This is a genomic window from Dehalococcoidia bacterium (genome assembly GCA_035310145.1).
Taxonomy (GTDB): domain Bacteria; phylum Chloroflexota; class Dehalococcoidia; order CAUJGQ01; family CAUJGQ01; genus CALFMN01.
Genome location: DATGEL010000110.1, coordinates 1 through 23,751, shown reverse-complemented (window position 1 = coordinate 23,751; position 23,751 = coordinate 1). Strand labels below are relative to the sequence as shown.

The following is a 23,751-nucleotide window of genomic DNA, read 5'->3' as shown; positions in this document are numbered from 1 at the left end:
CCGGCGGCGGCAGGAGGCTCGCTCGTGCCCGTGATCGACCTGCACAACCACATGATCGCGCCCGAGGTCGTCGCCTTTCTCGAGCGCGAGGGCAAGCACTTCGAGACGCGCATCATCGAGCGCGACGGCGGCCGCTTCTTCCTGATCCAGGAGACGGCCACGCGGCCGATCAACGACAAGATGCTGCGGCCCGAGGTGCGCCTGCAGGACATGGCGGCCGAGGGCGTGGGCGTGCAGGCCGTCTCCTGTGTGCCGTTCATCATGTATCCCGACGTGGCGCCGGAGCACGGCCTGGCGATCGCGCAGGTCAACAACGACGCGCTGGCCGCGGTCGGCGCCCGCGATCCGGCGCATTTCCGCCCGCTGGCCTCGGCGCCGCTGCAGGCGCCGGAGCTGGCCGCCAAAGAGCTGGAGCGGGTGGCCAAGCTCGGCCTGCGCGGCGTGGAGATTCCGCCCAAGGTGGGCGAGCAGGGGCTGGACGAACCGCAGTTCGAACCGTTCTGGGCGGCGGCCGAGGCGCTGGATCTGCTCGTCTGCATTCACCCCTTCGAGGCGGCGCCGCGTGGGGCGCTGACCCGCTACAACTTCGGCAACCTGGTCGGCAATCTTTACGACACCGGCCTGGCGGCGGCGCTGCTGATCTACGGCGGCGTGCTGGAGCGCCATCCGCGGTTGCGCGTCGTGCTCTTCCACGCGGGCGGCGCCTTTCCCAGCCTGATCGGCCGGCTCGACAACGGCTACCGGCTCGGCGCCGGGCGCGGCCTGAAGATCAGCCGGCCGCCCTCATCGTTCGTCAACCAGTACTGGTTCGACACGATCGCCTACAATCCGCCGATGCTGGGCTACCTCGCGGCGACGTACGGCTCCGACAAGTTGGTGCTGGGCAGCGATTACCCGCTGGGCGGCGGCCCGCCGCACCCCGTGGATGAGGTGCGGCGGGTTGGGTTTGCGCCCGCGGTTGAGGCGGCCGTGCTCGGCGGCAATGCCGCGCGGCTGCTGCAGATCGAGGCAGCGTGACGGCGACCAGGACGCAGGTGGGCCGGCTGCAGGCGCTGACCTCGCTGAGCAACGAAGAGTTGCGCCGGCCGCTTGGTGACGGTTGGACCGTGGCGGCGAAGCTGGCTCACCTCGCCTACTGGGAGGCACGCCAGGTCGGGGCGCTGGAGGTCTGGCAACGGCACGGTCTGCCGCCCGCCTGGTGGACGTTGCCTGAGGCAGACGCGATCAACGCCGCACGGCTGCCGCTCTGGCTGACGCTGCCGCCACGCGAGGCGCTTGAGCAGGCAATCGCCGCCGCCGCGACGCTGGAACGCCTGATGGCGGCGCTGCCGGCCGCGGCGCTGGCGCAACTGCCGCCGCGGCGGCGCGTGCACACGGCGCATCGCGGCGACCACCTGGACGAGATCGAGCGGGCGCTCGGACAGGCTTGAGGGAAGCGGAGGAAGCGATGCCGGCCACGAAGAACGCAGCCGAACGAGCGATCCGCATCATTTCCGCCGACTCGCACACGCTCGAGCCAGTGGACATGTGGCAGCGGTATCTCTCACCGAAGTTCCGCGACCGCATCGCGATCATTCACGAGTGGAACGGGCAGAAGGGCGACTTCGTCAACGCGCCGCCGATCCGCCCGGCCACGGTCGCCACCTTCGGCTGCGCCGGCATCCCGGCGGAGAAGATCGAGGAGTGGGGCCGGGGCGGCTACGCCGCCGTGCGGCGCGGCGGCTGGGACCCGGCCGAGCGGATCAGGGACATGGACGCCGACGGCGTGGACGCCGAGGTGCTCTTCGCCGGCATCACCATGTTCATGTATCAGCACCCCGACGCCGAATTGCAGCGCGACGCCTTCCGCGCCTACAACGACTGGGTGGCCGAGTATCAGTCGCACGACCCACGCCGGCTGCTGGGCATCGCCTCGGTCGCGATCCGCGACGTGCACGAGGCGCTCAAAGAACTGGAGCGGGCGGCGAAGCTCGGCCTGCGCGGCGTCCTGATCTCCTCCGACCCGCCGCCCGAGCTGCGCTACACCAACCCTGCGTGGGAGCCATTCTGGGCGGAGGCGGAGAAGCTGGGCCTGCCGGTCTGCATGCACATCCTCACCGGCTCGCAAGACAGCGGCCTGACGCAGGACGTTATCACCAGCTACATGAACCTGCCGCGCATCATCACGACCACGATCATGGAGATGATCGTCGGTGGCGTGCTGGAGCGGCACCCGCGGCTCAAGCTCGTCTCGGCCGAGAACGACATCGGCTGGCTCGCCAACGCCTTCCGGCGGCTGGACCAGGCCTACTACCGCTGGGGCAACCGCTATCCGGCGATGCAGATGTCGGCCACGGACTACTGGCGGCGGCAGGTCTACTGCACCTTCCAGGACGACGTGGCCGGCGTGCGCACGCGCGACCTGGTCGGCAGCGACAACCTGCTCTGGGCCTCGGACTACCCGCACTTCGACTCGACTTGGCCGCGCAGCCAGGAGTTCATCCAGAAGAACTTCGGCGACATCCCGCTCGATGAGAAGGAGAAGTTCCTGCGCGGCAACATGATCACGCTCTACAATCTGGACCTGAACTGAGACGGCCGGAGAGAGCGAGGACGCGATGGCATCGATCCTGATCAGCCCCGAAGGGCACTCCGCGGAGCGCTGCGCCGAGCTGGCGCCACGCCGGCTCGCCACACTCGACGGCGCCACGGTTGGCCTGCTCGGCAACTCCAAGCTCAACGCCGACGCGATCCTCGGCGCGCTCGGGGCGTTGCTGGCCGAGCGTTACGGCCTGGAAACGGTCGTGGCCCGCACTAAGCCGAGCTTTTCGTTGCCGGCGCCGGCGGCGATCGTGGACGAGCTGGTGGCCAAGTGCCAGGTGGTGATCGCCGGCGTGGGCGATTGAGGGTCATGCAGCGCGGCCAGTGTGGCCGACGGCACGATCTTCGAGAAGCGCGGCATTCCGGCGGCGGCGATCGTCACCACGCGCTTCGTGCATACGGCGGATATGATGGCCCGCCGCCACGGCTTTCCCGGCTACCGCTACGCGCAGGTGCCGCACCCGATCGGCAACCTGACCGCCGCGCAGGTGCGCGAGCGGGCGAGCGAGGTCCTGCCCGACGTGCTCGCCATCCTCGGCCTCGACGGCGGCAACGCAGCGGCCGGCACGCGACCGGGTTGAGGCAGCCGCTGGCCGCCGTCGGTCTTACGACGCCGGGTTCCAGCTCGTGTTGGCGCTGACGCAGATGAACGACGCTTCCGGCGAAGCGCTGGTGGCGCCGTAGTCTACCGGCGCGCCCGGATCGCTGAAGTAGCCGGCGCGCAGCGTCTTCAGGCTGTTGTCGAAGCGCCAGATCGAGGCCACCAGCGCCGGATCGGCCAGACGCTGCAAGATGTTGACGATCGGTGTTGCCACCGGCAGGTTGAAGATCACCTGGTTGCAGCCCCGCGTCAGCGGCGCCGAGCGCAGCGCGTTCTGATCGGTGAGCCGCACCGATGTGAAGGCCTGCACCTCGTTCGCCGGGCTTGGCGCGATCACCGCGGGCAACAAGCCGCCCAGCACCAGCGTGTACGCGTTCTGGCCCTGCACCGCCAGCGCCCCGATCGAAGCGATCGGCGACTGCCCGCCGGCCGGATAGACGTTCACCGTGTAGCTGCCGGGCTGCAGCGCCGTGTAGTCGCTGGCGTTGCCGTAGCTCAGTCCGCCGGCAAGCGTGAAACCGGCGTCGGTCCGTACGTCGAAGCTGCCGGAGCCAGGCGAGGCGTTGACGATGCGCAGCCGCGGCAGGCCGTCGGTGGCGAGGCCGGCGTTGTCGCTGAGCTGCACGTGGCGGGCGATCAGCAGGTCCGGGGTCACCGCGATCGTGACATCGGAGGTGGAGACGAGGCCGGAGATCACCCAGGTGTAGCTGCTGCCGGCGTCGATCGTCGCGGTGTCGCTCAGCAACTGGTCGAGCCTGCCCGACGCCGTGATCTGCACGTGGTGGCCGCCCGGCGCCAGGCCGAAATACTCCGAGGTCTCGCCGAAAGCGAGGCCGGTGATCGCCCGGCCGCCGTCGATGTAGACGTCCAGCGCGGGCGCATCGGCGGAAAGATGCAGGAAGCTGATCCGGCCCGAGGGGCTGGACTGCGCCACGGCCGCGTGGCGGGAGGGCAAGAGAGCGCCAAGGACGGTGACGAGCGCAAGCAAGGCCAAGCGGCCGCGCTCGCCGCGGCGGTGCGGCCGCGCCGCTGGTGGCAAAGGGTTCCTCCCGATGCTGCGGTGGAACGGACGGTCACGCCGGGCACGGGCGCCCGTTCGGCTTCAAGAGGCGATGATAGCACAGCCCCCGACGCCTCCGACGCCGCGGCGCGGCCCGACGCCGCACGCGCCGCGCAGATCGGCCTCAGCCTCACCAGGGCCCTTTCCCGTTTCGGCTGGTCAGGAGATTCGGGAGGTTTGAGGTCTTTTGAGGTCTTAAGGAAGCGGATCGTTGGCAAGAAGCTCCGGGCAAGGATTGGGTTAGCGATCCGGGATAAGGCAGGATGCCGCGTACGGCGCCGTGCGCGGCATCCTGCCGGAACTGCGTCGCGAACCTGTCACTTCAGTAACAGTTTGGCGGGAATTGTTCCTAACCCTATGCCCGCGCGATCTTGCACCGATATTATCGGTGGAACACTTCAGCAATCGTTGCCCCGTTCAGCACGTATCCGGGGATCACCCCGAAAAGGCAAACCCGCCGAAAGGCGGGGGCGCAAAGCCACGGGCCTACCGCCGCGTCAGCGGCCACGGCAGCCGGGCCGCCGAAGGCATGGACCCCTGGTGTCCTCCCTCTTCGTGCGAGCCGCTGCCGATCTCTCCCGGCAGCGGCTCGTGCGTTTGAGGCGAGAACCCGATGTCTCTGGTCCGCTCCACCGCTTTCACCAGGCGCGGCGCTCAGTGCACGCACCGCCCTCACCGTTCCTTGCACCGCTTGCTCGGCGCGGCGGCGCTGGCGGCCGCCAGCCTTGGTGCCGCGGCCTTCGGCGCCGGTGGGCTGTCGCACGCGGCCATCTCCGCTCAGCCCGCCGCGGCACGGGCCGAGACCGCGGTACAGCGTCACGTCGTCGCCTACTTCCCGATCTGGGCGCGTAACAGCGGTTACAGCGAAAACGACATCGACTTCAACGTCGTCACAGACGTGGCGCACTTCGCCGTCACGCCGCGACCGGACGGCACGATCCAGATCCCTGACTGGGGGCCGTTCCCCGACCCGGCCCTGATCGTGAAGACGCACGCGGCGGGGGCGCGCATCGTGCTGGTCGTGGGCGGCGACGACGAGGCGGCCCGCGCCGGCTTCAGCGGCCTGGCCGCACACGAGAGCACGCGGCAGGAGTTCGTGAGCGACCTGCTGCGACTGGTCGATGCCAACGGCTACGACGGCGTCGACCTGGACTGGGAGTTCCCCAACTCGGCGGCCGACCGCGACAACCTTACGGCGCTGATCGCCGCTCTGCGCGCGGCGCTCGGGCCGAACCGCTCGCTCTCGCTGGCCGCGGCGCCGACCGACTACCGCGGCCAGTGGCTCGACGTGGCCGCGATCGTGCCCGATCTGACCTGGTTCTCGTCCATGACCTACGACATGGGCGGCGCCGGCTGGAGCCACTACGCGGACGACAACGCGGCGCTGCACCCCGGCCGTCCCGGTGAGGACAACGTCGCCGACAGCGTGGCCTACTACCTGGGCCGCGGTGTGCCGGCTGAAAAGCTGTTGATCGGCCTGCCCTTCTTCGGCCAGCGCTACGACCAGGCGACCGGCGTCTACGCGCCCCTGGCCGCGCCGACGAACGGCAGCTCGCCCGACTACAAGGACATCGCCATGCTGGTCAACCGGGGCTGGACGCAGGGGCGCAATGCGCAGACGCAGACACCCTACCTGCAGCGCCAGGACGGCCCCGGCGTGATTACCTTCGACGACGCGGCCTCGATCGCGGCGAAGTGCCGGTATGTCGTCTCTGCCGCCATCGGCGGCGTGATCGTCTGGCGGCTGGGCCAGGACGTAGTGGCGAACTCGCAGCCGCTGCTGCATGCCGCCGGCGCCTGCCGCTGAACCGACGGGAGCGCGAGCGGCCGCGCCGGCGCAACGCCGCCGGCTTCTTCAGCGTGATGCGCTGATTCTGCCAGCTCACCACGCCGTGAGCCCCGACGCGCTGCAACTGGCGGCCGCTGCGCCCACGCTCCCCGCCGCAACGACGGGGGGCGCCGCCGAGCAGACGAACACGCACCGGCACCCAAGTACACTCCTTGGCGAACCCTTTCCTCTGGCCCGACGAAGGGAGGGCTAGTCGAGAGCTCCCGAAAGTCCTCGAACCGCGCCTTTGCTCCCGTGACTCCTGTGACTCCGCTGATACGTGACATGAACATGAGGGGAAGGGACAGCCGAGCCTCTGCGAGGCAGGGAACGGCGCGCGGCTCCGGCCCGCCGAAGCGGGAATGCTATAGTTGAGACAGATTGCCGGGGCCGCGGGCGCGGCGTTCGGCGTGAGGGCAGAGGATGCAGTCAGACGTCGAGCGCACGCTCACCCGTGTGCCCCTCTTTCGCCAGCTCGGCCGGGCGTACATGCTGGACATCGCCCACAACGCCGACCTGCGCGACTTCGATGCGGGCGAGACGATCGTGGCCGAGGGCGACCCGTCCGAGAGCTTCTATGTGATCGTGCGCGGCTCCGTCGAGGTGCTGAAGGAGCGGGAGAAGGGCGCTGCCCGCGTCGTGACCACGCTCGAAGACGGCCAGTACTTCGGTGAGCTGAGCATCTTCGACAACCAGCCGCGCTCCGCCACGGTGCGGGCGACGAAGGCGACGACCTGCCTGGTGATCCCTCGCTGGGAGATCCTTCAAACCGTCGAGGCCTCGCCGGAGGTCTCCAAGCGCATGCTCGCCTATCTGAGCAGTCGCCTGCGCGCCACCACCGACGCCCTGCCGTTCGATTAAGCCGGCGCCGCCTCCTCCACGGTGAGGACGTGGCTCGTGCTCAGCAGGACGGGCAGCCGTTCCAGCGTCTCGTGCCGCGGCTCGGGCACGCTGAGGAAGCGCGGCAGCACGGAACAGGGCAGATCGCGCAGGAAGCGGCACTCCTTGAGCGCCGCCTGCACGGTGTGGCGATCGCCGCCGTAGGCGAGGTAGTCCAGCCGGCCCAGCCAGGGCGCCAGTTGCGCTTCGGCCGCGGCGCAGAGGCCGCCGAACAGCTCATGCACCTGCTTCTCGCGGATGCGGTCGAAGCGGCGCTGGCTCTGACCGCCCTTGCGATGGCGATTCTTGACGAAGCGGGTGTCGTTGCGCGACTGCACCAGCGTCTCGCCGTCATAGACGCCGATCGCCCAGCCGCCCAGCCGCAACAGCACCGCGGCGATGCGCGGCGCCGAGGCAAGCAAGTCCCGCAGCGGCGCGGTGCGGCCGCCCGGTTCGCAGAACGAGGCGCGCAGCGGATAGGGCGGCACGACGAGCCGGCCGCGGCGCTCGCCGAGAAAGAGCACGGCGCCGGATTCGGCACGCTGCCGGTATGCTTCCAACAGCGCCGCGTGCGGCACTGCGGCGACCGCCGGCGGCAGCGGCTCGCCCGGCAGCAAGGCGGCGGTGAGCGCGATTTCGCCGGCCGCGCTGTCGATCGCGTCGAGCAGGCGCAGCAGCCGGCCGCGAGTGAGGTCCGTGTGGCTCAGCGTGGTGGTCATCGGCAAGGTCCGCCGTCGCGGATTGAGCCGCCGCCGTGGATCGGCGAGAGCGCCGGGCGGCGGGCGCTGCTCGTGGACGGCGTGGTGCAGTCGGTCGACCCCGACGACGCGGCCAGCGGCTACTGGCAGGCCATGATACCCGACCAGCGGCCGCGCAGCGCCCTGCTGCTGGGACTGGGCGGCGGCACGGTGGCGCACCTGTTGGTGCGGCGGTTTGGCCCGCTGCCGATCACCGGCGTGGACACCTCCGCCGAGATCATCGGCCTCGCCCGGGGAGAGTTTGCTCTGGCGCAACTGCCGCTGACGGTGGTGCGGGCCGACGCGCTGCAGTACGTGCACAGCACGGACGCGCGCTTCGGCTACGTGGCCGTCGATCTGTACCGGGGCAACCGGCTGACGCGCGGCGTGCTGGCGCTGCCGTTTCTGCGGGCGCTGGCGGCGCGGCTGCTGCCGGGCGGCACGGTGGCCTTCAACCTGTTCGCCGATGCCTATCTGGACGGACGCGTGCCGCGGCTGGAGCGCGTCTTCGAGCGGCTACGGCTGGACCTGGTGGGCGCGAACGCGATCTTCCACGGCCGGCCGCGACGGCCTCAGCGATGACGCAGCTTGCCGCCGCCGCCGCCGTAGCGGTACGACTCGGCCCAGTACGAGGCGGAGCGCAGCAGGTCGCGCTCCAGGTTCTCCTTGCGCAGCCGCTCCTCGGCGCTGATCGGCTCCGCCGGTGTGGGCGTGTAGTTCGCGGCCAGCAGGCGCTCCTGATACTGGCGCCGGGCGGCGCGCAGGGTGCTGAAGCTGGCGATGACGGCGCCGCGCTCGACCACGTGATAGCGATGGTCGCAGGGGACGCGCTCGGTGCCGCGCTCGATGAACAGGTCGATGGCCGGCACGCCTTGCTTGTAGCGGCCGCCCAGCGGGGCAGCCGACTGTTGGGACGTCATCACACCCTCCCCACATCCGCCGGCACGAGCGCCGCGGCGCTCATGCTCCCGCCAGCATCATAGCCGGTCGCACGGCGATCCGCCGAATGCCGTTCACAACGTCACGGCCGAATGTGACGGAATCCACATGCGGAGGGCGCTCGCTTTCGGGCCGGCGCGTGCGCTGGAAGCGTTGGCGCGGGCGTATACTCGGCTTGCCTCGCCACTGCTGCATGTGTGCGTCTTGCGTTCGGTTCACGTGCGAAGGAGACGGCGATGAGCGATCGGTACGATGCGGACGCTTACTGGCCGCGGCTGGCGGGCAGGCGGCTGAACCGGCGCCGGCTGGTGCAGGGCGGCGCGGCGGCCGCGGGCGTCGCGGCGCTGGGCCTGGCGGGGTGCAGCAGCAATAACAACAAGCGTGCAGCCACCACCGCGCCCGCGGCCTCCACGAGTGCGGGCACGGCCGCGGCATCCGCTACGCGCGCGGCGGCGAGCAGCAGTGCGGCCACCGCCGCGGCCGCCGGCACGCCCGGTGCGGCCGTGCTGCCCACGGCGCAGGCAAACCTCAAGACCGGCGGCACGATCCAGGGCGTAATCGTGGGCACCGCGAACCTCGATCCGGTGGCGAACACGACCTACCGTTCGCAGTGGCTGGCCGGCTTTCACTACGGCCGGCTCTTCCGCTTCGCCGCCGCCGCCGACCCGCAGATCACCCTGAACCGCACGCCGGTGCCGGATCTTGTCCAGGGCTACGAGGTCTCGCCGGACGGCCTGACCTACACGATGAAGCTGCGGCAGGGGGTAAACTTCCAGCCGCCGCTGTCGCGTGCCCTCACCTCGGCCGATGTGAACGCCAGCTACCAGTACTTCACGGGCAGCGCCAAGAACGTGAACAACGGCGTCTACAAGCCGATCGTGGACAGCCTGACCACGCCCGACGACAGCACGCTCGTCTGGAAGCTGAAGCTGCCCTATGCGCCGTTTCTCAACAAGCTGGCCAATCCGCAATACTTGTGGATCATGTCCAAAGACGCGGCCACGGACGGCAAGATCGATCCGTCGCAGCAGGCGATCGGCGTCGGCCCCTGGATCTTCGCCGGCGCCACGCCCACGGCCTTCACCTGGAAGAAGAACCCAGACTACTACCTGAAAGGGCTGCCCTACGCCGACGGCGCCGTGCTCGACATCATCCCCGACAGCTCCACGCAGGAGGCGCAGTTTCAGGCCGGCCGCATCGACGTGCTCGGCGTGCAGCCCGCGGACGTGGATACCATGAAGAAGGCGGTGCCAAAGGCGCACGTGGACGAATACGACCCCGACGGCATGTCGCTGCTCTTCTTCACCAACGTCAGCGACGCCTCTAGCCCCTTCAAAGACGTGCGCGTGCGCCAGGCGGCCTCGCTCGCCGTCGACCGGCAGGCGCTGATCGACGCGATCTACAGCGGCCGCGGCGTCTGGGACAACCTGATCAATCCCGGCCTGGGCAAGTGGTACCTGGACCCGCAGGGCAAGGAGATCGGCGAGTCGGCGAAGTGGTTCAAGCACGACCCGCAGCAGGCGAAGCAGCTAATCGCCGCCGCCGGCCACGCCGACACCCAGTTGAAGTACATCTATCCGAACAACGCCTACGGCGACCTCTACAACGCGACGGCCGACGCGATTCGCGGCATGCTCGCCGACGCCGGCTTCAGGCTTCAGGTCGTGACGGTGGACTACCTGAAGGACTGGATCGACCCGGCGCACGGCTACGCCTTCCAGGGCCTGCCGCCGAACAGCATCGGCTACGCCTTGCAGACGCCGTTCACCGATCCGGACGACTTCCTGACGGGCATGTTGACGAAGGACGGCAACCGCAACGCCGAGTTTGTGGACGACGCGGACCTGACGGCGCTGGTGAAGAAGCAGCAGGTCGAGCTGGACGAGAGCAAGCGCCTGCAAGAGGTCTACGACGTGCAGCGGGCGCACGCGGACAAGATGTACTACCCGCCGATCATCTACACGAAGGCGTATTCGTTCCAGCAGCCCTGGGTGCAGAACTTCTTCGTGGTCGACAACTACAACTTCGGCACGGAGCAGTACGCCAATATGTCGGTGAACAACAAGTAGGCGAATGGCGGTGAACGCGGAGCAGATCGCCTTTCGTCCGCTTCAAGCCGACGATCTTCCGAGGATGTACCGCTGGATCAACACGCCGCACGTGGCGCGCTGGTGGGATGCGGCGCCGTCGCTTGCCGCGGTGGAAGCGGAGTATCTGCCGCGTATCACCGATTCCGGGCCGACGCAGTGTTACGCGATCCTGCTTGCGGGCGAGCCGGCCGGCTTCATCCAGACCTATCTGATCGACGACCATCCCGAATACGCCGCGGCGGTTGAAGTCGAGCGCGGCGCGGCCGGTGTGGATCTGTTCATCGGCGAGGCCGAGCATGTGCACCGCGGCCTGGGGGCGCTGGTTCTGCGCCGCTTCCTGCGCGATGTGGTCTTCGCCCGCGCGGGGGCGGAGGCCTGCATCATCGGACCGGCGGCGTCGAACGCGAGCGCCATCCGTGCCTACGAGAAGGCGGGCTTCCGCTATCTGAAGAGCGTGCGCGTGCCTGGCGAAGCCGAACCGGAATACCTGATGCGGATCACGCGGGCCGAGGCGCTGCACGACCGCTGACGGAGGCGCCGAAGCTGCCCCTGGTGTACCGTAGGCGCCGGACGCTCGCGCGGAGCGGGAGGGGGCGATGGCGACGGGGCTGCTGACGGATCTGCGCGTGGTCGAGCTGGCGAATGCACCGGGCGCGGCCTACTGCGGCAAGCTGCTGGCCGACGCCGGCGCCGAGCTGATCGCGGTCGAGCCGCCGGGCGGCAGCCGCCTGCGCACGCTGGCGCCCTTCGTGCACGCCGTCGTAGCCATCCGCGGCGACCAGCGCGGCCACCGCGGCGACGAACGCCGGGCGCAGCGCCGGCTGCACGACCGCGGCGAAGCTCTGTGCGGTCTCCGGCCGGTCGTCGCCGACGACGAGCACGCTCGACTCGCCCTCCGTGTGCGCGGCTGCCGCCGACGCCGGATCGGGGAAAGGTCCCCAGACGGGCGGCGCCAGGGTGCCATCGCGGCGTGGCGGGATAGCGAAATGGGCAACGGTGTTCACCACGCCGAAGTCGATCTGGTCGGAACGGTAGCCGTTGCCGCGTTCCGAAGTAAGTGTACATAAGTTCTTGGTGCCCCGCCGCGGCCTGAGCGATGCTGGCCCGTGGTCGACAAACTGCCAAGAACTTTTGCAACCCTACTTAGGCGGGAACGTAACCGACGATGCGGCGCGGCGTCGGCGGCGATTCGGCGCGCATGTTGCATACGGTGACGGCGTGCAGCGGAAGCAGCAGGGTGGCCGCTGCCACGAGTGCGGTTGCAAGCTGCCACCGTCGCGCTTCCCACCGGGAAAATGGGTGTGAGAGCCTGGACATCGCCATACCTCGTTCACGAGCTGCGATGGCGAGTACTGTGCTGGGGGCGGGGCGCCTGCGGTGCGCGGTGGATTGGCGGCGCCCGTGCGGGCACGGCGCTGTCGGGAGGGCCGCCCGTAGCATGTCCGGAGTCGCAGATCAACGACGCGGTGGACGGCCCGCGGCGCCGGTGCGGGACCGGCGCCGCGGGCCGCGACGGCTTTAGGTGCGCCGCATCCGCAGCAGGGAGAGACCGCCAAGCGCCAGGCAGCAGGCAGACAGCAGCAGGGCGTAAAGCACCGCGGCACGCCGATTCTGCTGCCGGTGGAGCAGCCCGCCCGTACCGGCGTTTGGCAGACGGAGCGAGGCGGGTGCTGTATGCGGCTGCGCCCGCGTTGCCGGCAGCGCGATGCCACCACCGGATGCGCCACCAGCTGCCGCTCCGATCACGAACATCGGTCCAGGCGACGCGGGCGCAGCCGGCAGGCCCGGGCTCGGAGGCGCGATCCCGGCGCCATTCGTCGCCGCAGCGCCGCCGTTCGTCGCTGGTGCGCTTGCCGCGGCGGCAAACGCTACGGGCGACGATGGAGAGGACGCACCGACAGGAGGCAGCGCCGGTATTGACGCGATGGGCGCCGGCGGCGGCGGCACAGTCGGGAGCACCGTTTCGCTCGGCGGCGTCGTGCTGCCGGGCGGCATGGTTTCGCCCGGGGGCGGATTGCTGCCCGGAGGCGTGGTGCTGCCGGGTGGGGTGCTACCACCAGGCGGCGGATTGTCGTCGGGGGGTGGTGTGGTGCTCGTCGCGGCGGCGCAACTCGTGGAGCTGGCACCGCCGAGCAAGCCCACGGCGGCCGGAACGCAGAGCGAAACCGGCGCCTGCACGAGAGGCAGCAGCCCTTCGCCGAGCTCTCCGTCGCTGCCGCTGCCCGTGGCGCTGCTGCCGCCCGTGGCGCAGCCGGCCGAAGCGCCGCTGCTGACCAGGGCGGCCGCCACGGGAACGCAGCCGTTGACCGGCGCCTGCACGGACGGCGCCAGGCCCGCCGGGGCGCCGCTGCCGTCGTTCGTGGCGCTGGCGCCGGAGGCGGCGCTCGCCGAGCATGCCGCCGAGCCCGTCCCATTCAGCGCACCCGCGGCGACCGGGGCGCAGCCATTCACCGGCGCCTGCACAACCGGAGCGATCAGGCCGCCGTTGCCGCTGCTCGTGGCCTGCGCGCCGGCGGAGGCCGAGCAGGACGCAGCGGCGCTGCCGTTCAGCGCGCCGGCCGCCAGCGGCGCACACCCGTTGACGGGAACCTGCGCCACTCCGCCGATCAGCGCTGCGCCGCTCGGGCCGCTTCCAGCGGAACGAGCGCCGCCGGTCGAGCAGGCGGCTGCGCCGCTGCCACCGGCGACGCCAGCCGCTACGGGCAGGCATGCGTTGACGGGCGCCTGTACCACGGTGTCAATCGGTGCTGGCACGCTGCCCGATTGACCGGTGGCGGTCGCCGCCGCGCCACCGCTCGCCTGGCAGCCGCTGCCGGCGGTACCGCCCAGCGCACCGACGGCGACCGGAGCGCAGCCGTTCACCGGCGCCTGCACCACGGGGGTGAGCAGGCTTGCGCCGTTCGTTCCGGCCGTGCCGCTGCTGATGGCGCTACTGCCGCCAGCCGCACAGCCTGCTGCGCTGCTGCCGCTCAGCGCCACTGCCGCCGGGATGCAGGCATTGATCGGCGCCTGCACGGCCGGCGCAACCGCGGGGGCCGTGTTGGGGCTTGCCTCGGCGCTGGCGCCGCCGGCCGCGCCGGCGCAACTCGCCGCGCTGCCACCGCCCACCGCCACGGCCACCGGCACACAGGCGTTGATCGGCGCCTGCACCACCGGGCTGAGCAGCGGCGCCGGAGCCGCCGCACCGCTGGAGCCACCACCGGTCGCGGCGGTGCTGGGTCCCGCCGAGGCCTGCGCGACCGCCGCCGCCGCCGGGGGCTGTGACACCGTAGCGGCCGGTAAGTGCGCGGTCACGGAGGCGCTCGCCGGCACGACGGGCGCCGCGATCTGCGCACTTGCCTGAGCGGGCGCGGCGGCCGGGGCGGCGCCGGGTTGTCCGGCGCTGAGGTTCACCGAGATGGTTACGCCGAGGGCGCCCGCCGTCTGCCCCGGCGTGGCGTTCACTGACTGCGGCGGGCAGACCGCCACGAGCGCCGAACCGCACGCCGCGGACGCCAGCTGTGGCGCCGCCGCGAGCAGGCCGATTCCCAGGATTCCGCCGGTAGCCGCTGCGGCCGCCGCGCGGATCCACCGTTTGCAATGCACCGCGATCCTCCCTGCCACCGCCGCGAGGGCGGGGCACATCCCATCGTCACGTTGCGGGAGATGGGGCGGCGTCCCGGCACCCGGAAAGAGCGCGGCGCATTCTGTGGCGGGCGGATCTGACCGCGCCGCCGCGCACTTTGCCCATGGGTGAAAGGACGCCGGAGAGTCTCAGCCAGGAGGAGTCAGGGGCGCATACACCAGCGAGAAGGGGCGCCGCAGCGCCCGGAACACGCTATCGAGAAAGGCTGCCAGAGCGGCGATCGCAAGCAGTCCCACCAGGGCGGCCGCGGCGGTTCCGCCCGGCGCGTGGCCGACCGCTCCGCCTGCGCCCGCAAGTGGCGTGCCTGCGCTGCCCGCGGCGTTCCCCGCCGGCGACGCCGGAATGAGTGCCATCGGATGCAGCGCCGCCTGCGAAGCCGTCGCGGACGTCGCCTCCGAGGGGAGGCTCGCAGGCGCGGCGGTGACGCCGAAGGCTTGCGTGCTGACGTGCACGGTGGGATGAGCGCCGCCGGCCAGCCCAGCCACCGAGGCATGGGCGCCGTTCGCCGCGGATGGGACGCTTCCGCCCGGCCGGGCAGCGCCATCGTCGTCGCTGCTCACCGTGTCCGGCTCGGCGGCCGCCGGCGCGATCGAAGGCGGCGGCACGACCAGGGCGGGCTGTGCGACGGCCGGCGCAGCGGGCGGCGCGGCAACCGACGTCACTGGCGCCGTCGAGGCCACCGGATCGGCGACCGGCAGCGTTGGCGGATCGTCGGTCGCGGCCGCGGTGGCCGCTACCGGCACGGGCGTGACGGCTTGCGCCTGCGGCCCCGGCGCGGCGCTATCGGGCAGGAAGCGGGCGCCGCTCGGCGGCTGCGCCGTGGCCAGCGCCGGTGGCTCGGTGGCCGCCGGTGGGGCGACGATCGGCGCCGTGAGGGGCGGCGTTGCCGGCGGAGCGGCGACGGGCGGTGGGGGTGGGAGCGGCGGCGCGCCGCCGACGGCCGTGACGATCGGCGCGATGACCGCGTCCACTGTGTCTACGGCGCCGAACACCGTCGGCCGGATCGTCTCCACCGGGTGGTTGAGCACGGGCTGTAGGGGCTGCAGCAGCGGCGCCGCAGCCGGTACGACCGTCGTCACCGCGTTTGCGACCGGTGCGGCCACGGCCTGTAGCGGCGTCGCGGCGGTTACGCCGGTCTGAAGCGCCTGGGAGACGGCCGCGGTGGCGCCCTGTGCGAGCGGCGCGGCCGCGGGTAGCGGCGGTACCGAAACGGGCGGCGCACTGGCGCGTACGGCTGGCGGCAGCGCCACCGGCGGCGCTAGGTAAACGGTCACAGCAGGCGTCGTGGTGGCGCCGATTGCCGGTACCGGCGCGGCCCCGGCCATCGGCGCGAGCACCGTTGCCACGGCAGGCGCGGCCGCGAGCGCCGCGAGTGGGGGTGGGGCAAGCACGGGCAGCGGCTGGCTCGGCAGCGGCACGCCGGGGCCCTGGGCGTGCACGGCAGCCGTACCCGCCAGCGCACAGAGCGCCGCAAGCGAAGCCGCACCGGCTCGGGCGAGCCTGTTCATGGCCTGGCGAACCCTCTTCCGTGCAACAATCCTGCCCTGACCTGCTCCGCACGCCTACGGAGAATCCCGCCAATGTGTACGCATCTTTCCGTGCGACGCTGGCGGAAACCCGCCACGGTCTGGCGCGAGGTCGCCACCATGCGTACGTGATGGGATTCGGGCGTCATCCAGCGCTCACGTTCGCTATGAAGGAAGCGCCCCGTACCGCCGGGGGCAGGCTCAACCCACGAGGCGCAACGAGGCGGCCTTCATCCCGAGTACGAAGGCGGAGGGCGCCTCGAACTGCGCCTCCAGCATGGCGACGATGCGCTCCACGGTGCGCAGGCTGAGATGTTCCGCCGCGGCGATCTCCTCGCGGGCCAGGCCGGCGGCGAGGCCGCGCAGCACGGCGTGCTCGCGCTCCTTGAGCGCGGCCGGCGGCGGCTGCGCGACCGCGGGAACGCTCCGTTGCCAGGCTTCACCGCGGGCTCGGGCGACCTCCGCCGTCGTCACCACCAGGTTCGCCTCCAACACCGCGCGGAGGCAGAGCTGAACGGCCGCGGCGTTTAGGCCGTTCAAAAGGAGGTAGCCGGCCACGTGCGCGGAGGCGTACACCGGCAGCTCATCGGTCTCGACCGTTTCGGCCAACACCATGACCCTGGTCTTCGGCCGGCGCTGATTCAGGTCCAGCGCCAGCCCCGATGATGGCCGCCCTTGCAGCGGCGAGCAGAGCAGCACGGCATCCGGCGCCGCCGCCGTCGCCGCATGCACCGCGCCGCGCGGATCGAATGCCTCGCCGATGAGCTTCATGTCGGGCATGCGGCTCACGATCGTGCGGAGTCCGTCCCAGGCCAACGAATCGGCCCCGATTAAGAACAGCCGGTGTTGCCCCATTTGCATCGGTATCGCGCGCCGACGGCGCTCCCTTACCCACTCAGCTATCGCCGAGCAGTGAACGTGGCCACCGTACAAACGACTAACTCCAACCAACACATTCAGCACAGCGAATATGCCGCGCGTCAAGAAAATCGGGTAACGGAATGGGCAAGACACGGCGAATCCGCCAGCGCCAGCCGCAGGGCTGCGCTTGAATCGCGGCCGTTCGGTCAGCATGAATGTGCGCTCGCCGTGAGCGGCAGCCGCCCGGCGGCGGGGAGTGATTGACGATTCGCGGCGGCGTCAGAGCCGAGCGAGCGCCTGCATCAACGAGCGCATGCCCGGCGCGTCGGGGTGGCCAGGGCCGAACAGCGCCAGCGCCAGCCAGCCCACGATCAGCGCAAGAAAGACCCCGCTACGGCGGTGCTAGAGGTTGAGCGTCCAGCCGGGGCCGGAGCGCCGGCGAATCCAGAGCGCCGGGTCGAGCCGCGCCGAAAGTGCCAACCCCAGCCAGATCACGGCCACCATCAGCAACGTGAAGATGAGCGGGCCGGCGGTGGGCAATCCGGCGGCATGCATCTGTGCTGGGGTCGGCCGTGGCGAACCGGCTGCTCCCGCTCCCAGCCGTCTGGGAACGCCCGCACAAACCGATCGAGCAGCGGTGGCTCATCGCTGCCAGGCAGCAGCAACGCCACGCCGGCGATGCGCACGGGCCGCCGCGATCGTGCATTTTGCAGCCAGGATACGCTGCCTGGGGCGCTGTCCCGGTTGCGGAGTGGCCGCCGGCGCGGCGCATGTGCCATCTGAGACGATGTGGAACGTGGGGCCTGGTCTTTCTACCTCCGGCAGCATGGGCGCCTCACCGCGGCCCGCTGCTACGATGAGCGCCGCAGATCAGCCAGCCGAGGCGGCGGCGCGATGGTGGCCGTGCAAAACCTGCTCGACGAACTGGCGGTGGTGGCGCACGCTGACCCTGCGCCATCTGCTTACCCACACCGGCGGCTTCTTCGGCGACCGCTTCGAGGATCACGGCGCGGACGCGGGCGCCCTGGCGCGGGCCGTCGCCGGCTTCGGCACGCTGCGCCAGTACGCGCCGCCCGGCGCGGTCTGGGCCTACTGCAACCTCGGCTTCCAGCTCGCCGGACGCATCGCCGAGGTCGTGCTCGGCCAGCCGTTCGAGACGGCCGTGCGTGCGCGCGTGTTCGCGCCGCTCGGCATGGAGCACAGCTTCTACTTCGCCGATGAGGCGATCACCTTCCCGCTCGCCGCCGGCCACAACCTGCTGCCCGATGGCACAAACGAGGTCGCCCACGTCTGGGCGCGGGCGCGCTGCCGTGCGCCGCAGGGCGGCGTGACGTCGTGTGTCGGGGACCTGCTGCGCTTCGCCGCACCGCACCTGGGCGACGGCGCGAGCGACGACGGTCGCCGCGTGCTCTCGCCGGAGAGCGTGCGGCTGATGCAGACGCCGCTGGTGGAGGCGACGGAGCCGCCACACTGGGGGCTGGGCTGGTCGCTGGACAGTATGGACGGCGGCGCGGCCTGGGTTGGGCACGGCGGCGTCACCAACGGCTTCCAGGCGCAACTCTCGCTGCTGCCTGAGCACGGCTTCGCCTTCGCCGCACTTTCCAACGGCAACCAGGGCGGCGCCGTGATCCGCGCGATCGAGGCATGGTTGCTCGATCGCTGCCTCGGTCTGCGCCGACGCGAGCCGCGCGAGATCGCGCTTGCTGAGGCCGAGCTGGCGCCGCTGGCGGGAAGCTACGACGGCCCGCTGGCGCGCTACACGCTCAGCGTTGCAAGCGGCGGCCTGCGCATCGAGGAGGACCGGCTCAACCCCTTCACCGGCACGCGCTCGCCCGTCGCGCCGGCGCAGGCGCGGCCGATTGGCCCGCGCCGGTTCCGCATCCTCGACGGCGCCCAGGCCGGCGCGATCTTCGATTTCCTGGGCGGCCGGGCGGCGCAACCGCGCTGGCTGCGCATGAACAACCGCCTGGCCGACCGCATCGCCTGAGACGCTCGCGACGCAGCGCCGTACACTGAAGGCGCAAGGCACGCCGCGTTCCGCCGGAGAGGCCGCCATGACCACCGAAAAGACGCTCGTCACGATCAAAGACGTCGAAGCGAACCCGCCGCCGGGCCGCTGGGAACTGCTCGACGGGGAGGTAGTGCCGATGCCGCCTGCCGGTGGGGAACACAACTGGGTGATGAACCGCTTCGACGTGCGCCTCACGACGTATGTGGAGGCGAACGATCTCGGCGTAGTGCTGCCGGGCGACACAGGCATTATCCTGGGGCGCAGGCCCGACCGCATCCGGGCACCGGATCTCTGCTTCTTTGCGAAGGGCCGATTACCCGGCGACCGGCCGCCGTCCGGCTATCTGGAGATCATCCCTGATTTTGTCGTCGAGATCGTCTCGCCGGGTGACCGCGCGGGCGAGATTCAGCAGAAGACCGACGAGTGGCTGAACGCGGGGGTGCGCTTGGTTTGGGTCGCGTACCCGGAGTCGCGCACCGTGGTTGTCAGCTCAGGATCGGACACGCAACGGATCTACCGCGTCGGTGACGCGCTGACAGGCGATCCAGTCCTTCCCGGCTTCAGCACGCCGGTGGCCGCGCTCTTCGCCTGAGCCATCCACTCCTGCGCCACGGAGGCCCGCCGCTCGTGACCACCAGCAACTTTCCCGACCTGAGCCAGATCGAGACACCGGAATGCTGGGCGCCGCTGGCCGCGCACCGCGAGCTGCCTGACCTGGGCAAGCCGCTGCACGACCAGAACCTGGCCGACGCCTTCTACGATCGGCTGCGTGAGTACATCGAGAGCGTCTTTCAGCATCTGCAGACCGGCCAGCAGCTCGAGATTTACTTCTTCAGCGCCGGCGGCGGGCCGATCCTCGTGACGCAGCTCGGCTACATCAATCCGAACATCATCGTGATCTACGGCCTGGATGTGGACGGCAACCCCTGCAGCTTCGTCGTACACATGAACCACGTCGAGCTCGAGGTGCGCATCCGCGCGATCGAGCAGCCGGTCAAGCGCAACACGATCGGCTTTATACATCCCGCGTCGCCCGCGCAGCGCGCGCCGAACGACCGGTCAACACCAGTGGCGCCGCCCGCGGGCAGCGGACCGGCGAACCCACGCCCGCACACGGGCTGAGCATGCCCGCGGGCGGGCGCAAGACGACTGGGAAGGAGACCGCCGCGAATGGCCGCCATGACCCCCGCGCAGCGCGACGCCTTTTTGCGCCAGCCGCGCATCGCCATGCTGATCACGCTGTACGACGACGGCGCCCCGGCGGCCGTGCCGGTCTGGTTCGAGTGGGAGGGCGAGCGGGCGCGGATCTTCACCGGGCGCGGCTCGGAGAAGATCCACCGCGTGCAGGCGAACGCGCGGGTGGCGCTCTGCGTGGCCGAGCCGGCCGGCGTGCCCGAAGCCTGGGTCACGATCGAGGGCACGGCCGCGGTCCTGGACGGCGGCTGGGCACTGGCGCAACGGCTGGCGCCGCGCTATTACCGGGCCGGGCAAGCGGCGAAGGTGCTGGCCGAGTGGGGCCGGACGCCGGAGCAATGGGTCGTGATCGAGATTACGCCGCGGCGCATCCGCTCGCTGGCGCCGTGAGCTTCGGCTACGCTGGGGATGGTCGCCGGGCCGCGCGGGCGTCGGCGCCGGCGCGAAAGGTGGAGGCATGAGCAGCTGGCAGGAGCGCCTGCGGCCCACCGAGCCGGGCGACCGCGAGCGCATCGAGGCGCTGATCGCGCGCTGGTGGGGTGCGCCGGTGATCGTCTCGCGCGGGAAGACGCACCGGCCGGCCGAGCTGGAGGGGTATCTGGCGGAAGCGCGCGGCGAGATCGCCGGTCTGGTAACCCTCTACCGCGAAGGCGACGAGTGCGAAGTCGTAACCCTGAACAGCGAGGAGCCCGGCTCCGGTCTCGGCGCGGCGCTCATGCACGCCGCGATCGAGCACGCCCGCGCCCACGCCTGCCATCGCCTCTGGCTGATCACCACCAACGACAACACACACGCGCTGCGCTTCTACCAGCGACTCGGCATGCGCATCGCCGCGGTGCGCATCGGCGCGGTGGACGAGGCGCGGCGGCTGAAGCCCGAGATCCCGCTGACGGGCCACGGCGGCATTCCCATCCACGACGAGATCGAGCTGTCCGTGGCGCTCTGATCAGCGGCTACGGGGCAAACTTGAACTCATCCAGCGGGTAGAAGCGCAGCCACGCCTTGCCCTTGATATTGTCGCCGCTCACCGGCCCCCAGAAGCGCGAATCGGCGCTGTTGCCGCGGTTGTCGCCCAGCACGTAGTACTGATTCGCCCCCAGCGTCACGTCGCAGTACTGTCCGCCGCAGGTCGTGGTCTGGCCGTGCACGTAGCTTTCGCTGAGCGCCTGGCCATTGACGCTCACCGTGCCGTGCGCCACCACGACGTGGTCACCGGGCACGCCGATCACGCGCTTGATGTAGTCGTCCGGGCTTTGCACCGGCGGCTTGAAGACGACGACGTCGCCGTGTGCGGGACTGCCGACGAGATATTTGGTAATGAAGATGCGCTGCCCCTGATGAAAGGTGGGCTGCATGCTGGGACCGAGCACCTCGCGGCCCTGCGCCACTTCGCGCGTACCGACGAAGATCACGGCGACGATCGCGACGCTGAGCAGCGTCTCACGCAGCACGGGCCAGAGGCGGCTGCGTCGGGGCGTCCGCGGCATCGCGGCCGGCGCGGAGTCCAGCGGCGGCTCCAAAGAGGTCAACTCTGCATAGGCTGCTTCGGCGAACGCCGACTTCTGGCCGGCCGTCAGGTCGGAGGCCGGCTCGTGGCTGTCCGTGGTCATGCTCTCCTCGCGCGGCGCCCGTGCCGGCGCGCCGCTCCTTCTCAGTATCCATCATGCCGTGCCGCAGCTTAAGCGAAACTGAGAGTACCACCGCGGCGGGTTGACCGCGGTGCTAACGTGCCGGTGTGCAGGGGACGCCGGCGGCCAGACCGACCGCCGCGGAGGTGACACGGCATGGCGGCGAGCGAAGCGCTGATCCTGGTCCCGCTCGACGGCTCCGAGCTGGCAGAGGGCGCCCTGCCGTACGCGGCGGCGCTGGCGGGCGCCTACGCCGCCCGGCTGCTGCTGCTCGGCGTGGTGCCGCGCGAGCCCGCCCCTGGCGCATTCGGCCTGCCGCCGCAGGAGTGGCGCCACGTCGAAGCGGCTGAGCGCCGGCAGCTCCGCGGCTATCTGCAGGCGACGGCGAAGCGGCTCGGCGACGCACTCGTCGCCGGCGTCCGCACCCAGATCGGCGATCCGGCCGAGCAGATCCTGCGCGCCGCGCGGCGGCGCGGCGTCCACACGACCGTCATGGCCACGCACGGCCGTGGCGGCGTGGGCCGGCTTATCCTCGGCAGCGTCGCGGACAAGGTGATGCGCCTGACCGAAGGCCCGCTGTTACTCTCCAGCGCACCGCCCGGCGCCGGGCGACGGCAGGCGCAGCTGCGCGCCCTGGCCGTGCCGCTGGACGGCTCGGCGCGGGCCGAGCTGGCGCTGGCGCCCGCGGCCGAACTGGCGCGGGCGACGACGGCCACGCTCGTCCTGCTGCGCGCCGAGCCCTGGCGGCTGGCCGCGCTCACGGCGGGCGCGGCGTACGTGCCCAACGTCGACACGTTCGAGGATGAGGTCACAGCCGCCGCACAGGCGTATCTGAGCGCGGTGCGGCAGCGCCTGCCCGCGGGCGTTGCCAGCGAGACCGCCGTGCTGCGCGGCGGCGCGGCCGATGCCATCGCCGCCTGCGTGCGCCAGCGCAAGCTCGACCTGGTCGTGATGACCACTCGCGGCCGCGGCGGGCTGCGCCGGCTGGCTCTGGGCAGCACGGCCGACCGCCTGGTGCGAGCAGGGCTGCCGGTATTGCTGCTGCGCGAAGGGGCGCCGTAGCGGCCCGCCCACGGCGATGAGCACGGAGGCAACGAGCCTCGCGATATGGCGGGGGGGTGGAGTATGCTGAGCGCCAACGCGGCGGAATCTGAGCCTTACATCGAGGTTCGATATGTCGTTCGATCCAAATGCCAAGCTTGACACATCGGAGGTGTCCGACCAACGCGGCGCCGGCGGCGGCGGCGGGGTGCTGGGCGGCATTCCGGGCGGCGGCATGACGGTCGGCGGCGGCGCGATCGGCATCCTCGTCACGATCATCGCCGTGCTGCTCGGCGTCAATCTGCCGGGCGGCGGCACGTCGTTGGGCGGCGGGCTGGGGCAGTTGCAGAACCAGTCCACCGACGGCCAGGCGCCGACCAGCAACATCGCGCAGTCGTGCCAGACCGGCCAGGACGCCAACACCAAGGAAGATTGCCGCATCGTCGGCTACGTGGACAGCGTGCAGAAGTACTGGACCGACGAGTTCCAGCGTCGTGGCAAAGAGTACACGAAGGTCAAGACCGTCTTCTTCAGCGGCCAAACGCAGACCGGCTGCGGCCCAGCCTCGAAGGACGTCGGGCCGTTCTACTGCCCAGTCGACAAGCTGGTGTACATCGACCTCGGCTTCTTCGACGAGCTGCGCACGAAGTTCGGCGCAACGGGTGGCTCGTTCGCGCAGGGCTACGTGCTGGCGCACGAGTACGGGCATCACGTGCAGGACCTGCTCGGCGTGCTCGGCCAGGGCTCGAGCCAGCAGGGCGCCGAGGGCCAGTCCGTGCGCACGGAGCTGCAGGCCGACTGCTACGCCGGCGTCTGGGCCAACCACGCGGCGCAGACGGGCTTTCTGCAACCGCTCACCGACGCAAATATCGCCGACAGCTTGAACGCCGCCCAGGCCGTGGGCGACGACCGCCTGCAGAAGCAGTTCCAGGGCAAAGTGACGCCGGAGACCTGGACGCACGGCTCCTCGGCGCAGCGGCAGCAGTGGTTCACCACCGGCTACCAGTCCGGCAACATGGACAGCTGCGACACCTTCAAGGGCAACATCTGACCGGCTAACCGGCTGATCAGCGCTCGGCCAGCGCCGGCGCGATCTCCCTGGCGAACAGCTCGAGCACGTCGTCGTCGGCCTGGTTGTGGTGCTGCAGCAT

The 23,751-nt window shown here is 70.8% G+C and carries 27 protein-coding genes and 1 riboswitch; of the genes, 20 read left to right on the top strand and 7 right to left on the bottom strand.

Translation table 11 applies throughout. The annotated features are described in order from the left end of the window. Positions 1 to 24 precede the first annotated feature (24 nt). From VKV26_20905 to VKV26_20885, 5 genes are read left to right on the top strand one after another with little or no spacing between them, the layout of a single operon-like run. The gene (locus tag VKV26_20905; protein ID HLZ72371.1) at positions 25 to 1,017 is read left to right on the top strand and encodes an amidohydrolase family protein; all 993 of its coding nucleotides are present in this window, start codon (positions 25 to 27) and stop codon (positions 1,015 to 1,017) included. Next, a complete protein-coding gene (locus VKV26_20900) occupies positions 1,014 to 1,430 on the top strand; it encodes a DinB family protein (protein HLZ72370.1) in 417 nt (138 codons plus the stop codon). Before VKV26_20905 ends, VKV26_20900 begins: the two co-directional genes overlap by 4 nt. Before the next feature lie 17 nt (positions 1,431 to 1,447). After that, on the top strand, positions 1,448 to 2,572 hold the full coding sequence (locus VKV26_20895; protein HLZ72369.1) for an amidohydrolase family protein: 1,125 nt from the start codon (positions 1,448 to 1,450) through the stop codon (positions 2,570 to 2,572). 25 nt (positions 2,573 to 2,597) lie between these two features. After that, on the top strand, positions 2,598 to 2,885 hold the full coding sequence (locus VKV26_20890; protein HLZ72368.1) for a hypothetical protein: 288 nt from the start codon (positions 2,598 to 2,600) through the stop codon (positions 2,883 to 2,885). A 21-nt stretch (positions 2,886 to 2,906) separates the two neighbouring features. Then, entirely contained in the window at positions 2,907 to 3,161 is a 255-nt protein-coding gene (locus VKV26_20885) for a hypothetical protein (GenBank protein HLZ72367.1), read from the top strand. 24 nt (positions 3,162 to 3,185) lie between these two features. Here the strand turns inward: VKV26_20885 and VKV26_20880 are convergent, their stop codons facing one another. Continuing rightward, complete coding sequence (locus VKV26_20880) at positions 3,186 to 4,175, bottom strand: DUF4397 domain-containing protein (protein HLZ72366.1); 990 nt, start codon at positions 4,173 to 4,175, stop codon at positions 3,186 to 3,188. 503 nt (positions 4,176 to 4,678) lie between these two features. Continuing rightward, positions 4,679 to 4,767: riboswitch (cyclic di-GMP riboswitch) on the top strand. 87 nt (positions 4,768 to 4,854) lie between these two features. Between VKV26_20880 and VKV26_20875 the strand changes: the two genes are divergently transcribed. Then, positions 4,855 to 6,048: a glycoside hydrolase family 18 protein gene (locus VKV26_20875; protein ID HLZ72365.1), complete on the top strand. Its 1,194-nt coding sequence runs from the start codon at positions 4,855 to 4,857 to the stop codon at positions 6,046 to 6,048. 444 nt (positions 6,049 to 6,492) lie between these two features. Further along, entirely contained in the window at positions 6,493 to 6,930 is a 438-nt protein-coding gene (locus VKV26_20870; GenBank protein HLZ72364.1) for a cyclic nucleotide-binding domain-containing protein, read from the top strand. On the opposite strand, the gene VKV26_20865 is transcribed toward VKV26_20870, so the two are convergent. After that, positions 6,927 to 7,667: a Vms1/Ankzf1 family peptidyl-tRNA hydrolase gene (locus VKV26_20865; protein HLZ72363.1), complete on the bottom strand. Its 741-nt coding sequence runs from the start codon at positions 7,665 to 7,667 to the stop codon at positions 6,927 to 6,929. The two genes, VKV26_20870 and VKV26_20865, sit on opposite strands and share 4 nt — an antisense overlap. Here VKV26_20865 and VKV26_20860 point away from each other — a divergent pair. Further along, positions 7,647 to 8,267 carry a methyltransferase domain-containing protein gene (locus tag VKV26_20860; GenBank protein HLZ72362.1) on the top strand — a complete coding sequence of 207 codons (621 nt, stop codon included), beginning with the start codon at positions 7,647 to 7,649 and terminating at the stop codon, positions 8,265 to 8,267. The genes VKV26_20865 and VKV26_20860 overlap by 21 nt on opposite strands. Here VKV26_20860 and VKV26_20855 read toward each other — a convergent pair. Next, positions 8,258 to 8,605: a hypothetical protein gene (locus VKV26_20855; GenBank protein HLZ72361.1), complete on the bottom strand. Its 348-nt coding sequence runs from the start codon at positions 8,603 to 8,605 to the stop codon at positions 8,258 to 8,260. The genes VKV26_20860 and VKV26_20855 overlap by 10 nt on opposite strands. A gap of 255 nt (positions 8,606 to 8,860) precedes the next feature. On the opposite strand from VKV26_20855, the gene VKV26_20850 reads away from it, so the two are divergent. The 5 genes from VKV26_20850 to VKV26_20830 all read left to right on the top strand — a co-directional run bounded on the left by VKV26_20850 (position 8,861) and on the right by VKV26_20830 (position 14,057). Next, positions 8,861 to 10,693, top strand: a complete 1,833-nt coding sequence (locus tag VKV26_20850) for an ABC transporter substrate-binding protein (protein ID HLZ72360.1) — start codon at positions 8,861 to 8,863, stop codon at positions 10,691 to 10,693. Between the two features lie 4 nt (positions 10,694 to 10,697). Then, positions 10,698 to 11,243, top strand: a complete 546-nt coding sequence (locus VKV26_20845; GenBank protein ID HLZ72359.1) for a GNAT family N-acetyltransferase — start codon at positions 10,698 to 10,700, stop codon at positions 11,241 to 11,243. Between the two features lie 67 nt (positions 11,244 to 11,310). Next, entirely contained in the window at positions 11,311 to 11,781 is a 471-nt protein-coding gene (locus tag VKV26_20840; GenBank protein HLZ72358.1) for a CoA transferase, read from the top strand. Between the two features lie 1,019 nt (positions 11,782 to 12,800). Beyond that, complete coding sequence (locus VKV26_20835) at positions 12,801 to 13,481, top strand: hypothetical protein (protein ID HLZ72357.1); 681 nt, start codon at positions 12,801 to 12,803, stop codon at positions 13,479 to 13,481. A 3-nt stretch (positions 13,482 to 13,484) separates the two neighbouring features. Further along, on the top strand, positions 13,485 to 14,057 hold the full coding sequence (locus VKV26_20830) for a hypothetical protein (protein HLZ72356.1): 573 nt from the start codon (positions 13,485 to 13,487) through the stop codon (positions 14,055 to 14,057). A gap of 410 nt (positions 14,058 to 14,467) precedes the next feature. Here the strand turns inward: VKV26_20830 and VKV26_20825 are convergent, their stop codons facing one another. The 3 genes from VKV26_20825 to VKV26_20815 form a co-directional block, all read right to left on the bottom strand. Further along, positions 14,468 to 15,847 (bottom strand): hypothetical protein, encoded by a 1,380-nt coding sequence (locus VKV26_20825; GenBank protein HLZ72355.1) that lies wholly within the window; start codon positions 15,845 to 15,847, stop codon positions 14,468 to 14,470. Between the two features lie 219 nt (positions 15,848 to 16,066). After that, positions 16,067 to 16,939, bottom strand: a complete 873-nt coding sequence (locus VKV26_20820) for a LuxR C-terminal-related transcriptional regulator (GenBank protein HLZ72354.1) — start codon at positions 16,937 to 16,939, stop codon at positions 16,067 to 16,069. 189 nt (positions 16,940 to 17,128) lie between these two features. Beyond that, complete coding sequence (locus VKV26_20815; GenBank protein HLZ72353.1) at positions 17,129 to 17,281, bottom strand: hypothetical protein; 153 nt, start codon at positions 17,279 to 17,281, stop codon at positions 17,129 to 17,131. A 301-nt stretch (positions 17,282 to 17,582) separates the two neighbouring features. Between VKV26_20815 and VKV26_20810 the strand changes: the two genes are divergently transcribed. From VKV26_20810 to VKV26_20790, 5 genes are all read left to right on the top strand, one after another. After that, positions 17,583 to 18,713, top strand: a complete 1,131-nt coding sequence (locus tag VKV26_20810) for a serine hydrolase domain-containing protein (GenBank protein ID HLZ72352.1) — start codon at positions 17,583 to 17,585, stop codon at positions 18,711 to 18,713. Between the two features lie 67 nt (positions 18,714 to 18,780). Further along, positions 18,781 to 19,329 (top strand): Uma2 family endonuclease, encoded by a 549-nt coding sequence (locus VKV26_20805; GenBank protein ID HLZ72351.1) that lies wholly within the window; start codon positions 18,781 to 18,783, stop codon positions 19,327 to 19,329. 35 nt (positions 19,330 to 19,364) lie between these two features. Beyond that, positions 19,365 to 19,859 carry a hypothetical protein gene (locus tag VKV26_20800; GenBank protein ID HLZ72350.1) on the top strand — a complete coding sequence of 165 codons (495 nt, stop codon included), beginning with the start codon at positions 19,365 to 19,367 and terminating at the stop codon, positions 19,857 to 19,859. 48 nt (positions 19,860 to 19,907) lie between these two features. Further along, a complete protein-coding gene (locus tag VKV26_20795; protein HLZ72349.1) occupies positions 19,908 to 20,321 on the top strand; it encodes a TIGR03618 family F420-dependent PPOX class oxidoreductase in 414 nt (137 codons plus the stop codon). Between the two features lie 67 nt (positions 20,322 to 20,388). Beyond that, positions 20,389 to 20,877, top strand: coding sequence for a GNAT family N-acetyltransferase (locus VKV26_20790; protein ID HLZ72348.1), 489 nt, complete (start codon positions 20,389 to 20,391; stop codon positions 20,875 to 20,877). Positions 20,878 to 20,884: 7 nt separating this feature from the next. On the opposite strand, the gene lepB is transcribed toward VKV26_20790, so the two are convergent. Next, positions 20,885 to 21,541 carry a signal peptidase I gene (gene lepB, locus VKV26_20785; protein HLZ72347.1) on the bottom strand — a complete coding sequence of 219 codons (657 nt, stop codon included), beginning with the start codon at positions 21,539 to 21,541 and terminating at the stop codon, positions 20,885 to 20,887. A gap of 174 nt (positions 21,542 to 21,715) precedes the next feature. On the opposite strand from lepB, the gene VKV26_20780 reads away from it, so the two are divergent. Then, on the top strand, positions 21,716 to 22,621 hold the full coding sequence (locus VKV26_20780; GenBank protein HLZ72346.1) for a universal stress protein: 906 nt from the start codon (positions 21,716 to 21,718) through the stop codon (positions 22,619 to 22,621). Positions 22,622 to 22,733: 112 nt separating this feature from the next. Next, on the top strand, positions 22,734 to 23,651 hold the full coding sequence (locus VKV26_20775) for a neutral zinc metallopeptidase (protein ID HLZ72345.1): 918 nt from the start codon (positions 22,734 to 22,736) through the stop codon (positions 23,649 to 23,651). The last annotated feature ends 100 nt before the right edge of the window (positions 23,652 to 23,751 follow it).